Here is a 12,993-nt window from a genome sequence, read left to right as displayed (position 1 = left end):
GTGGAATTGGAAAAATTATTGCACTCGACATACGGGTTCAATTCATTTCGCCCCGGCCAGCGGGAAGTAATTGAAGAAGTGCTGAGAGGCAATGATGTGATTGCGCTTCTGCCAACCGGGATGGGGAAATCGATGTGCTATCAATTGCCGGCCCATCTTCTGCCGGGAAGCGTTTTAATTGTTTCGCCGTTATTGTCATTGATGCAAGACCAGGTGGCGCAACTAAAAAAAATGGGCGAGAAGTCAGTGGTAGCAATCAACTCTTTTCTCAAGCCGGAAGATAAAGAAAAAATTTGGAGCTCTCTTGGAAACTACCGCTTCATCTTTATCTCTCCGGAAATGCTTGTGCAGCCTTTTGTCAAAAAGCAGTTGCAGCGCATTACTATTTCGCTGCTTGTAGCCGATGAAGCGCATTGCATTTCCCAATGGGGATTTGATTTTCGGCCGGATTATTTGCGGATTGCTGAAATCATGCCATTACTCAATCATCCACAAGTCCTGGCTTTAACTGCTACTGCTACATCGAAAGTAACGAGTGAAATAAAAAAATATCTAAACATACCGAACCCTTTCGTTTATACGCACTCGATGGATCGCAAAAATTTGGTTTATGATGTAAAGCGATTCGAAGACCAAAAGCAAAAAAATGAATGGCTGAAAAAATTCGTAAACGAATTGGAGGGCCCGGGAATCGTTTATGCTGGCACACGCAAAAAAGCCCAGCAATTAGCCGCGGAGTTAACGAGTGTCGGGTTATCTACGTCTTTTTATCATGGCGGCATGGAGCATCAAGACCGGATATTTGTTCAGCAGCAGTTTCAGAATGGGGAATTGGACTGGGTCTGTTCAACAAATGCTTTTGGAATGGGTGTACATATCCCGAATATTCGCCATGTTATTCATTTTCAATTGCCTACATCGGTGGAGGGCTATGTTCAGGAGGTTGGCAGAGCTGGCCGGGATGGCAAACCAGCCTTAGCCACACTTTTGTATGCGGAAGGGGATGAAGGGCTATTGGAGAGCCTTGTAATGGACGAATTGCCTACTACGAGAGAAATCCGCGAAGTCTATGCCAACAGTGCCGAACCCGAACGGTTAGTGGAACAAGGAGTTGTTCGCGAAACGGCTCTGCGAGTGATTGCGTATTGGCAAAGCCGGCTGCCGTTAGAGGGAACGCTTCGCCAGATTGAGGAATTGCAAAAGGAAAAGATCAAACAAGCAGAAAAAATACGGAAACTGGTAACTAATCAAGGTTGTATCCGTCAATATATCAGTGATTGCTTTGAACAACGCTTGACTGAGAAGCCGGAAAACTGCTGCAAGAACGACGGTATTGATTATTCCCCATTCAAAAAACGGGCAAAGAAGGAAAGCAAAAGCACTCCGAATAGTTGGAAAGACCGGTTGTACACTATTCTCCCATTGTAAGAATACCTAGTAGAGGCATTTACAATTGGCAAATTTTTAGGCATAATGTAATTATTAGACAGGAATAGGAGAAATCGATTATGGGAAAGCAAAATTACCGGGAATCAATTGAAAAAGATCGCCAAGCAATTTCTGTAGCAAACCCTGCGGCGCCTTCTAGAAGAGCCGCACGCCATTCGGTTAAAAATCAGCCGAAAAAGAAAAAAAGTATTTTGTTGCCGGCCTTATTTTTCCTTTTTATTTTAATCCCTGTGACGATTCTTATATACGTAGCCGTTTTCTATCAGCCAGATGACACGATCACAACTAAAGCGGCAAATAACGAAGTCAGTATCGAAACCAACACTTCACCGGAAACGCCTATTGTTCCAGTTGAAGTGGAAGATGAAGAAGAAAAAGAACAAGCTGCAGAAGAACAGGCAGCAAAAGAAAAAGCTGAAGCAGAAAAAGCAGCACAGGAAAAAGCAGCACAGGAAAAAGCTGAACAAGAAGCGGCTGAAGCAGAACAGGCAGCACAATTGGCTGCAGAAGAAAAAGCTGCCGAAGAAGCTGCAGCAAAAGCGGAGGCAGAAAAACAAGCTGCTGCCGAGCAGAAAGAAGAAGCGGAAAAACAACCGGAAACGCCCCAGTCAGCTGCTAAAACATACGTTGTGAAGCCGCAAGAAACCTTGTATCGTATTGCTGTAAACAATTACGGAGCGGCCGGAGCAGCAGCAGCAGTCGAAAAAATTAAACAGGCGAACGGCCTGGCTTCAAATTCGATCAGCGCTGGACAAACTTTAATTTTGCCTTAAATAAAGGAACTGGCACTACCAGAGTCGAATGAAAATAATATAGAATAAAATAGAGGTGAGCAAATGTTTGTAAAAAGCACAATGGTCAAGAGAGAGAATTGTTATACGGTTAAAATGGAAGATTCAATACAAGTAGGATTCGATTTGTTGGAAAAGCATTCTATAGATGCGTTGCCGGTTGTAAACGGCACTGAATACAAAGGCATTTTTACTTGGTATCATGCATACCGTGCATTTTTCCGTTCTGGAGAAAGCAAGGAAGAATTTTTGAAAAAAACTAAAATCAGTGATGTTGTTGTAAACCAAGATGTCTTTTTGAACATCAATGACGTTTATGAAAAAGCCCTTATTGAGCTCAATGATTTCCCGATTATTGCGGTTGTAGAAGGAACGGAGTTTTTAGGAGTCGTAACACGCTTTGATGTAGTAAATCAATTGCAAAGTGCATTTGGCATACATAAACCCGGCTTCCGGATCACCTTTACTTCAGTTGAAACACAAGGCCGTATCGGTCGATTAGGTGATATTATCGAAAAATACAAGGAATCCGTAATTTCATTAGTCACATTTGATGAGACCGACAAGCTGGTGCGCCGCATCGTCTTAAAAATCCAGAAAAAAGACAATATTGAACGTTTCGTAAAAGAACTCGAGAAATCCGGGTTCCGAGTATTGGATGTTTCAGAAGATTAATAATAAGGAATATGAAAAAAGGCATAAGAATAATATTCTTACTGCCTTTTTCTTATTTTAAGGAGGTTTTCAACGTGAAACAACTTGTTAAAGTCGGAGGAGCAGCACTTGCGCTGCTGCTTTTTATGTACAAAAATGCATTTGCCCACAAATTGCGGCGCCAGACCGTTCAGTTGGAAGCTGCGGTGCCGTTTCGGCCGTTCAATCTGCTTTTTATTGCAGATATCCATAGAAGAAAAATTTCGAAAGAAATGCTTGATTTTCCGGTTGATGTTATTGTAATTGGCGGTGATTTAGCGGAAAAAGGCGTCCCGTTAAAACAAGTAGCTGACAATCTAAAATTGCTGGTAAACAAAGCGCCCATCTATTTTATTTGGGGAAACAATGACCGGGAAGTGAGAGAACGAAATTTAAGAAAACTTTTTGAACACTATGGGATAAAGCCAATGGATAACGAAGCGGTTTCTCTTTTGGGAAATCCTCATTTGAAATTAGTGGGCGTGAATTACTTGGCTTTAGAAAATGATGGTTTGGAACGTGCATTTTCTCAAGTGGAAGAAGAGGATACCGTTATTTTTGTATCGCATTCGCCATTTCTTTTTAAACGAGTGAAAAAGGGGTATCATGTGGATTTCTTGATGGCTGGACACACGCATGGAGGCCAAATTCGATTGGGCAACTTTGGCTTCTACCGAAAAGGCGCGCTGAAAGTTAAAGGCGGTAAACCGGAACTTGTCACCAACGGATTCGGCACCACAAAACTGCCTCTTCGACTAGGAGCACCGGCAGAATATCATTTGCTGACCATAGAACCAAAGCGTCGGGGTTGGCACAATTCATAAGAATCTTCTATGCTGTATAGTGAGATTAGTTTAGGAGAGGTAATGTATGCAAAAAGCAGATGTACTTATCATTGGAGGCGGGCCATGCGGGCTCTCTGCCGCAATCGAAATAAAAAAAATCGGCCTGCATCCGATCGTTATTGAAAAAGGCAATATTGTCAATGCAATTTATCAGTATCCGACACACCAGACTTTTTTTAGTTCGAGCGAGCGGCTGTCGATTGGCGGAATTCCGTTTATTACGGAAGATCGAAAACCAAAACGTAATCAGGCACTCGTCTATTACCGTGAAGTTGTGAAACGGACAGGCATTGAAGTCCGCTCGTTTGAGGAGGTTTTGTCGGTTGAAAAAAAGAGCTGCTTTGAAATTCGAACAACAAAAAATACGTATCAAGCAAAATATGTAGTGGCGGCGACAGGATATTATGATCAACCGAACAAGTTGGAAGCAGAAGGCGCCGAGTTATCAAAAGTCATGCATTACTTCAAGGAAGGGCATCCGTACTTTGATCAGGACGTCTTGGTGATCGGCGGAAAAAATTCAGCCATTGATGCGGCGCTTGAACTGCACAAAGCAGGGAGCCGGGTGACGGTCTCATATCATGGCACCAGTTATTCGCAAAGCATTAAGCCTTGGATATTGCCGGAATTTGATGGGCTAGTCCGCAAAGGGGAAATTACGATGCTGTTTGATTCCTTAGTTGATCGCATAACAGAAGATGCGGTGGAACTAACAGTGAATGATGTGAAAGAGAGCATCCCAAATGATTTTGTTTTTGCCATGATCGGCTATCATCCGGACCATCAGTTTCTAACGTCGATGGGCATCACGATCGACCCTGCTTCTAAACGTCCCGAGTATAACGAGGAATCAATGGAAACGGCTGTGGAAGGATTGTTCATTGCTGGAGTAATTGCCGCAGGGAACAATGCAAACGAGATTTTTATAGAGAATGGCCGATTCCACGGCGAACAAATAGCGAAAGCTTTGGCAGAAAAAGAAAGCGTACATTGAGTGCGCTTTTTTTCTTGGAATTGACTCTCATTATTTTCTTCATAGTAGTGTAGAATGTAGTCTGAGAGGTGAATTTTCATGAAAAAAAAAGTTTCTTTAATAACGACTGGCGGGACTATTGCCAGCAAGGAAATTTCAAAAGGCTTATTGAAATCGGGGGCAATCTCTGGAAGAGAATTAGCTGCCTTGTGCCAACTGCCTGAAGAAATCGAAGTGAAAGTGATAGACATTTTTCGGCTTCCGAGCATGCACATCGGATTTCCTGAGATGCTGCAACTTCAAAATGCAATTAACGCCGAACTTGAAGATGAAACGGTTGACGGAGTGGTTGTCACCCACGGAACCGATACGCTTGAAGAAACGGCTTATTTTTTGGATTTAACGATTGCAGACAATCGGACTGTTGTAGTGACGGGATCACAGCGTTCTCCGGATGATGTTGGAACAGACGTATATTCGAATTTGCGAAATTCCATCTATGTTTCGGTCGATGAAACGTTAAAAGGTGTTGGAACAGTTGTGGTTTTCAATGAAAGGATTTATACGGCCAAATACGTTAAAAAAGTCCACTCGAGCAACCTGCAGGGATTTGATTCGTTCGGGCATGGATATTTAGGGATTATTGATAATGACAAAGTCAGCGTTTACCAAAAACCGATTGACAGGGATGTCCATAAAGTGATGGGGGATTTGCCGCGCGTCGATATTGTCAAATGTTATTCCGGCCAAGACGGGCAGATGATTGAATTATTGGCGGGCAGCGATACAAAAGGCATTGTGTTAGAAGCAGCGGGGCGTGGGCAAGTTTCTCCGCATATGGTCGGAGCGATTGCCGAAGCGGTCAAAAAGGGCATTGTTGTGGTTCTGACAACGAGCGCAGAAGAAGGCAACGCTTATCCGAGTTATGGGTACCCAGGAAGCGCGCACGATTTAATGCTGAATGGAGTATTGCTCGGAAGCGACTATGACAGCAAAAAAGCCCGCATTAAACTGGCTGTAGTTCTTTCTTCTGGTCAAGAAGTGGATAAAAATACATTTACCAAATAATTCAATTCGTTCGTTTTTTCTAAAAATGGAACCGATAACCGTGTTATAATAGGACTACTTCAAGCAAAGGAGCATGCATATGCTTATCCTGCTAACCGTTGCTATTGCTCCAAGTTTGGCTTTGTTCAGCTATTTTTATTTGCGGGATCAATTTTCGAACGAGCCTTCTAAATTATTGTTTCAATGTTTCATATATGGAGCGATTTTGACGTTTCCAATTTTGTTCGTCCAATACGTATTTGATGCTGAGAATGTATTTAGCCGCGCATTTTCCCAAAAAGTTTTGTTTTCAAGCATCATTGAAGAATTTTTTAAATGGCTTGTTCTGCTGATTGCCATCTACCGTCATATCGATTTTGAAGATCCATATGATGGAATTTTATACGGCGCCAGCGTTTCACTTGGTTTTGCGACAGTCGAAAATATTTTATACCTAGTGGAGTTCGGACTTGAGACGGCGTTTATCCGCGCGTTTCTGCCGGTATCTAGCCACGCGCTTTTCGGAGTAGTCATGGGCTATTATTTTGGACGGGCCAAGTTTACTAGCGGCACCCCTCAAAAATGGCTGGCTTGGGCTTTTTTTACGTCAATGGGTTTGCATATTACTTACAATGCAGTGCTGTATTCCCATACAAATTGGCTGTATGGAATTATTCCTTTCATGCTGTTCTTATGGTGGTTTGGTTTAAGAAAGGTAAAGCAAGCCCATCTTTTATCTCTATCCCATTATCACGATCAAAATTCCATCCGGCCTTAATCCAAAAGCCTTGCTTCAGCAAGGCTTTTTTTATGTCTTTTTTGCATTTTCTTTATAACCAAGCCCTCCAGCGCTGATCGGGACTGGATAGGCACTTGCGCTTTTCTGGTGTCCAGACTCCAGCGGTCAGATTCTCGGGGTCATAAGCCATCCCGACTGTGCGGCAAAGGACGCCGCTTCGCCGGTTTGTCTTATGCCCGTCGAATCTACATGACCGCTTCCGCTTTTCCGGGTGTCCAGACTCCAGTGCCTAGCCCCTCGAGTCGCTTCGGTCTCGGCTGCCATGGCATAGTGTGCCATGTCTGCCAAGCCCTCCAGCGCTGGTCGGGGCTGGATAGGCACTTGCGCTTTTCTATGATAAAATACATTGAATACATATGATGAGGTGACTGTTTTGACGAAACCGATACAAATAGCAATTGATGGGCCGGCAGCTGCTGGTAAAAGCACCATTGCAAAAATAGTGGCAGAACAATTAGGATATATTTACATTGATACAGGTGCGATGTACCGTGCAATCACATTAAAAGCGCTCATTGCTGGGATAAATATGGCAAGCAATGAAGAAGCTGGAGCTCTGTTGATGGATACCGAAATCGATCTTCAGCCGTCTGATAACGGACAGCTTGTTTTTTTGGATAAGAAAAATGTGTCAGAAGACATTCGGTCACAACATGTTACTAAAGCTGTTTCAGAAATGGCAGCCCACGAATTGGTGCGCCTTCGCATGGTAGAATTGCAGCAGCAATTGGCAGAGGGGCGGGGTGTTGTAATGGACGGCCGAGATATCGGCACACATGTGCTGCCCAATGCGGCATTGAAAGTTTTCATGTCAGCGTCAGTAGAAGAGCGGGCAAGAAGAAGGTTCGAAGAAAACAAAAAGCGGAATATCGAAACACCGCTTGAAGAGCTGCAGGAAGAGATCGCGAAGCGCGATAAAATGGATAGCGAACGGGAAGTTGCGCCGCTCCGAAAAGCGGATGACGCAATCTTTATCGATACAACCCCGCTAACAATCCAGCAAGCGGCCGATGAAATATTGAAATTGGCGAAAGAAAGGTTGAGTTAACGTGAATTTATATACTTTTGGCAAAGCACTTGTAAAAGCCGCATTAACACCTCTTTACCGCTTTGAGGTAATCGGGCTTGAGAAATTTCCAAAAGAAGGGGGAGTCCTTCTATGTTCCAATCATATCCATGCACTTGATCCGCCAGTAGTCGGCATGACGGCTCCAAGAACGGTTCACTTCATGGCCAAAGAGGAATTGTTCAAAAATCCGGTGCTCGGCCCTATTTTGCCTAGAGTCAATGCATTCCCGGTAAAGCGGGGAATGAGTGACCGGGAAGCACTCCGAAGCGCTTTGAAAATTTTAAAAAGCGGAGAAGTGATGGGCTTGTTTCCAGAAGGGACACGCTCGACGGACGGTGTTTTGAAAAAAGGGTTAAGCGGTGCCGGCTTTTTTGCGCTCCGCGGGGATGCGGATGTAGTTCCATGTGCAATCATCGGGCCCTATAAAACATTCCGCAAGGTTAAAGTGGTGTACGGGGATCCAATCGATATGGCGCCTTTCCGTGAGCGTAAAGCATCCGCAGATGAAGTGACAGAAGCCATTATGGAGCGCATTCAAACTATTCTAGATGAATACAAGGAAAATAAGTGATAATTTTTGTTTTTATTAGAGAATTCGCATAAAATAGAAAGTGGATAGTTTGTGAAGGAGGGCTACTTATGTCTGAGGAAATGAACATGATGGAAAACAGTGATTTCCAAGTTGGAGATCGCGTAAAGGGAATAGTTGATAAAATTGAAGAAAAAGCAGTAACTGTAACGATCAATGGAGCACCTTTTGATGGCATCATCCCAATCAGCGAGTTATCAAGCCTCCATATTGAAAAAGCTTCTGATTCAGTGCAAGTAGGAGATGAGCTGGATCTAGTCATTACTAAAGTGGAAGATGAAAACTATGTGTTATCAAAACGCAAAGTGGACGCAGAACAAGCTTGGGATGAACTCGAAGGAAAGTTCCAGTCCGGCGAAATCATCGAAGCCGAAGTGAAAGACGTTGTAAAAGGCGGACTAGTTGTAGATTTAGGAGTTCGCGGCTTTGTGCCAGCATCACTGGTGGAAGATTATTTCGTTGAATCATTTGATGATTACAAAGGAAAAGTCATGACTTTTAAAATTGTGGAAATGGAAAAAGAAAACAATCGTTTGATTCTTTCGCATCGCGCAGTCGTAGAAAAAGAAAAAGAATCACAAAAAGTCCATGTGATGGAAACCATCCATGCGGGCGACCAATTAAAAGGCAAAGTCCAGCGCATTGCATCATTCGGCGCTTTTGTGGATATCGGAGGCGTAGATGGACTAGTCCATATTTCGCAGTTATCCCATGAGCACGTCGATAAAGTTTCTGATGTAGTGACAGAAGGCCAAGAAGTGACCGTTAAAGTTCTATCGGTGGACCGGGATTCAGAACGTATTTCATTGTCCATCAAAGATACTTTGCCGGGGCCTTGGGATGCTATCGAAGAAAAAGCCCCTAAAGGTTCTGTTCATACGGGAACGGTCAAACGCCTTGTCAGCTATGGCGCCTTTGTCGAAGTGATGCCTGGAGTTGAAGGGTTAGTCCATATTTCACAAATCGCGCATAAACATATCGCTACACCGAACGAACTGCTAAAAGAAGGACAAGAAGTCCAAGTGAAGGTAATCGAAGTGAATAAAGCGGAAAAACGCCTGTCCCTCAGCATTAAAGAGCTTCAAGAAAAAGAAGCGGAGCCGGATTTCACTGAGTATGAAGCCCCGGAAGAATCTTCTGGCTTTTCAATCAGAGATGTTATCGGAGATAAACTAAAAGGGTTTAAATCCGAATAAATGTCGAGAGCAGAACGGAAGATGGACCATATTCAATTTGCTTTATCCACTTCACAAGAATCAAGAACGATGTTTGATGACATCCGTTTAGTCCATCAGGCGCTTCCTGGTTTAGGAGTGGAAGATATCCTCCTCCAACCAGAAACAGGTGATTTGCATTTAAAATCACCTGTTTTTATTAATGCCATGACAGGCGGCGGTGGAGCTGAGACTGAGAGGCTGAACGCATTATTGGCGCGCGCTGCAAAAGAAACTGGCATGGCCATGGCGGTCGGTTCTCAAATGTCGGCGCTGAAAGATCCGGCCGAACGGGATACCTACAAAATTGTCCGCAAGGAAAACCCTGATGGCATCTTGTTTGCCAATCTTGGGAGCGAAGCGAGTGTCCAGCAGGCTAAAGAAGCTGTCGAAATGATTGAGGCTAATGCGCTGCAAATCCATTTGAATGTTATCCAGGAATTGACAATGCCAGAAGGCGACCGCGATTTTAAAGGAGCACTGGAACGGATTCAGCAAATTGCGGATCAGGTGAATGTCCCGGTCATTGTAAAAGAAACCGGATTCGGCATTTCCCGTGAAGCAGCCGGACAATTAGCTGCTTCGGATATTGCGGCAATTGATGTCAGCGGCTTTGGCGGCACGAATTTTGCTTCGATTGAAAATGAACGGCGACTTAGAAAGCTTGTTTATTTTCAGGATTGGGGAATTCCGACCGCCGCGGCTATTGTTGAAGCGGACAGCGTTTTTGGCAAGACGATCTTTGCTTCCGGAGGCATCCGAAATGCGTTGGACATGCTGAAAGCCTTTATTCTAGGTGCAGATGCTGTTGGTTTAGCAGGTTCTTTTTTAAGGATTGCGATGGAAAAGGGAGAAAAAGAGCTGATTTCAGAAATCTACTCGCTATATGAAGATCTGGCGATGATGATGACGGCTCTCGGCGCCAAAAGCCTTTCCGAACTGGCTCATTGCCCGGCTGTTATCTCAGGAGAACTGTTTCATTATCTGACAGTTCGCGGCTTTGATCCATCCTCTTTTGCAAACCGGTCGAAAAACTGAATATTGCACCTATAAAGGCGATGGACATTTAGAAGATGCCATCGCCTTTTTCGTGTATAATAGCAATATATGAAGTTGGAAGGATGAAAAAAATTATGTCAAAACCGGTAGTAGCAATCGTCGGACGGCCAAACGTAGGCAAGTCAACGATTTTTAATCGTATAGTTGGGGAACGGGTTTCCATTGTGGAGGATATTCCAGGAGTTACTCGTGACCGTATCTATAGTTCAGCAGATTGGCTGACACACGAATTCAATATTATTGATACAGGCGGGATCGATCTTCGAGATGAACCGTTCCTGGAACAAATTCGCCAGCAGGCTGAAATCGCTATGGACGAAGCGGATGTAATCATTTTCCTCGTTAACGGGCGTGATGGCGTTACAGCGCAGGATGAACAAGTGGCAAAAATTTTATACCGCACGAAAAAGCCGGTTATCTTGGCAGTCAATAAAATCGATAACCCGGATATGCGCCATATGATTTATGATTTCTATACTTTAGGGATGGGTGAACCGTATCCGATTTCAGGCTCACACGGCCTTGGCCTTGGTGATTTGCTGGATGAAGTGGCGAAAAACTTCCCGCAAGACGATGAGGGCGAATATCCGGACGATGTTATCAAATTCTCTTTGATTGGCCGTCCGAATGTCGGCAAATCGTCGCTTGTCAACTCCTTTCTTGGTGAAGAGCGGGTAATCGTCAGTGAAGTGGCAGGCACGACCCGAGATGCTGTTGATACCCAATATGAATATGACGGACAGCCATACGTCATCATAGATACAGCCGGTATGCGCAAAAAAGGGAAAGTTTATGAATCAACTGAAAAATACAGTGTATTGCGTGCGCTTCGGGCGATAGAACGTTCTGATGTTGTTTTAGTTGTTTTAAATGCAGAAGAGGGCATTCAAGAACAAGACAAAAAAATAGCCGGTTATGCACACGAAGCAGGAAAAGCGGTTATCATTATCGTCAACAAATGGGATGCCATTGAAAAAGACGAAAAAACGATGAATGTCATGACGCGGAAAATCCGCGAGCATTTCCTATTCTTGGACTATGCGCCGATTATGTTTGTTTCTGCGCTAAGCGGGAAACGTGTCCATAATGTGCTTGAAGTCATCAACCGGGTGAATGAAAACCACTCAAGACGAATCCAGTCGAGTATCTTGAATGAAGTAATCGAAGATGCTGTCGCGATGAATCCGGCTCCAACGGATAAAGGCCGCCGATTGCGCCTATACTATGCGACCCAGGTGGCTATCCAGCCGCCGACGTTTGTTGTCTTTGTCAATGAACCGGAACTGATGCACTTTAGTTACGAACGATTTTTACAGAACCGGATCCGCGAAAGCTTTGATTTCGAAGGCACGCCGCTCCGTCTGATTACGAGAGCACGAACTTAATAGTTTAGAGGTGGTGTAGAAGCATGGAAAAAGTTTCGATTTTTGGTGCAGGCAGCTGGGGAACGGCGTTAGGATACGTTCTTGCCCAAAATAGCCAGGATTTACTAATATGGACACACCGCCAGGAACAAGCGGAAGAAATTAACCAGCATACAAACAGCAAATATTTGAAAAATATCCGGTTGCCGGAGAACTTGGTTGCGACTGCCGAGTTGTCTGAAGCAGTAAAGCATGCTGATGTTTTGGTACTGGCTGTTCCGACAAAAGCCATACGGGAAGTATGCGCAAGTATTCGGGAAACACTTGATAAGAAAGTGTTGTTCGTCCATGTCTCAAAAGGCATCGAGCCGGATTCACTTAAACGCATCAGTGAAATGATTGAAGAGGAAATACCGGAGCAGTGGATTGAAGATATTGTCGTACTGTCAGGGCCGAGTCATGCGGAAGAAGTGGTGCAGGAACAGCCGACAACTGTGACAGCAGCATGCCGGAACACGGCTTCTGCAGAGCGCGTCCAAGACATGTTCATGAATCAGTATTTCCGCGTCTACACGAATACGGACGTTATTGGCGTAGAACTGGGAGGAGCATTGAAAAACATCATTGCCCTCGCTGTAGGCATCACGACAGGCTTGGGCTTTGGAGATAACGCCAAAGCTGCTTTGATGACGCGTGGGCTTGCGGAGATCGCTCGCCTGGGTGTCAAGATGGGCGCAACGCCATTGACGTTCTCCGGTCTTACAGGTGTCGGAGACTTGATCGTTACATGCACAAGTGTCCACTCAAGAAATTGGCGTGCCGGCAATATGCTCGGCAAAGGCAAAACAATCGAAGAAGTGCTCGAGGAAATGGGCATGGTCGTAGAAGGAATCCGCACGACGAAAGCGGCACATCAACTGGCCCAGAAATACGACGTTCCGATGCCTATTACTGCAGCTTTGCATTCGGTATTGTTTGACGGTATAACAACTGATCAAGCGGTAAATGCTTTAATGGCCAGAAACAAGAAAAATGAAATGGAAGATCTGATTAACTTGCTTTAATTGTCACAAAAGGAGGGGAGGAGAGCCTGAGCCCCTT

General features: G+C 44.4%; 13 protein-coding genes. All 13 read left to right on the top strand.

The features are described from left to right. Nucleotides 1-1,428, top strand: coding sequence for a RecQ family ATP-dependent DNA helicase (locus tag FQV28_RS16990; protein WP_146497703.1), 1,428 nt, complete (start codon nucleotides 1-3; stop codon nucleotides 1,426-1,428). Nucleotides 1,429-1,508: 80 nt separating this feature from the next. Beyond that, entirely contained in the window at nucleotides 1,509-2,222 is a 714-nt protein-coding gene (locus FQV28_RS16985) for a LysM peptidoglycan-binding domain-containing protein (protein WP_146497702.1), read from the top strand. A gap of 63 nt (nucleotides 2,223-2,285) precedes the next feature. After that, the gene (locus FQV28_RS16980; protein ID WP_146497701.1) at nucleotides 2,286-2,915 is read left to right on the top strand and encodes a CBS domain-containing protein; all 630 of its coding nucleotides are present in this window, start codon (nucleotides 2,286-2,288) and stop codon (nucleotides 2,913-2,915) included. A 74-nt stretch (nucleotides 2,916-2,989) separates the two neighbouring features. After that, complete coding sequence (locus FQV28_RS16975) at nucleotides 2,990-3,757, top strand: metallophosphoesterase (RefSeq protein ID WP_146497700.1); 768 nt, start codon at nucleotides 2,990-2,992, stop codon at nucleotides 3,755-3,757. A gap of 46 nt (nucleotides 3,758-3,803) precedes the next feature. Then, complete coding sequence (locus FQV28_RS16970) at nucleotides 3,804-4,772, top strand: YpdA family putative bacillithiol disulfide reductase (protein WP_146497699.1); 969 nt, start codon at nucleotides 3,804-3,806, stop codon at nucleotides 4,770-4,772. 78 nt (nucleotides 4,773-4,850) lie between these two features. Further along, nucleotides 4,851-5,819, top strand: coding sequence for an asparaginase (locus FQV28_RS16965; protein WP_146497698.1), 969 nt, complete (start codon nucleotides 4,851-4,853; stop codon nucleotides 5,817-5,819). A gap of 79 nt (nucleotides 5,820-5,898) precedes the next feature. After that, a complete protein-coding gene (gene prsW / locus FQV28_RS16960; protein ID WP_146497697.1) occupies nucleotides 5,899-6,576 on the top strand; it encodes a glutamic-type intramembrane protease PrsW in 678 nt (225 codons plus the stop codon). 394 nt (nucleotides 6,577-6,970) lie between these two features. After that, nucleotides 6,971-7,645, top strand: a complete 675-nt coding sequence (gene cmk / locus FQV28_RS16955) for a (d)CMP kinase (RefSeq protein ID WP_146497696.1) — start codon at nucleotides 6,971-6,973, stop codon at nucleotides 7,643-7,645. 1 nt (nucleotide 7,646) lies between these two features. Next, on the top strand, nucleotides 7,647-8,237 hold the full coding sequence (locus tag FQV28_RS16950) for a lysophospholipid acyltransferase family protein (protein WP_146497695.1): 591 nt from the start codon (nucleotides 7,647-7,649) through the stop codon (nucleotides 8,235-8,237). Between the two features lie 68 nt (nucleotides 8,238-8,305). Then, entirely contained in the window at nucleotides 8,306-9,451 is a 1,146-nt protein-coding gene (gene rpsA / locus FQV28_RS16945) for a 30S ribosomal protein S1 (protein WP_146497694.1), read from the top strand. Between the two features lie 21 nt (nucleotides 9,452-9,472). Next, nucleotides 9,473-10,507, top strand: coding sequence for a type 2 isopentenyl-diphosphate Delta-isomerase (gene fni, locus FQV28_RS16940; RefSeq protein WP_304608788.1), 1,035 nt, complete (start codon nucleotides 9,473-9,475; stop codon nucleotides 10,505-10,507). A 95-nt stretch (nucleotides 10,508-10,602) separates the two neighbouring features. Then, nucleotides 10,603-11,913: a ribosome biogenesis GTPase Der gene (gene der / locus FQV28_RS16935; protein ID WP_146497692.1), complete on the top strand. Its 1,311-nt coding sequence runs from the start codon at nucleotides 10,603-10,605 to the stop codon at nucleotides 11,911-11,913. A gap of 23 nt (nucleotides 11,914-11,936) precedes the next feature. Continuing rightward, entirely contained in the window at nucleotides 11,937-12,956 is a 1,020-nt protein-coding gene (locus FQV28_RS16930) for an NAD(P)H-dependent glycerol-3-phosphate dehydrogenase (RefSeq protein ID WP_146497691.1), read from the top strand. The last annotated feature ends 37 nt before the right edge of the window (nucleotides 12,957-12,993 follow it).

Source organism: Planomicrobium sp. CPCC 101079, assembly GCF_007859275.1.
In the GTDB taxonomy this organism is placed as follows: Bacteria; Bacillota; Bacilli; order Bacillales_A; family Planococcaceae; genus Planococcus.
Note: the sequence above shows the minus strand (reverse complement) of the source record. Positions and strands in the feature narration are given on the sequence as shown.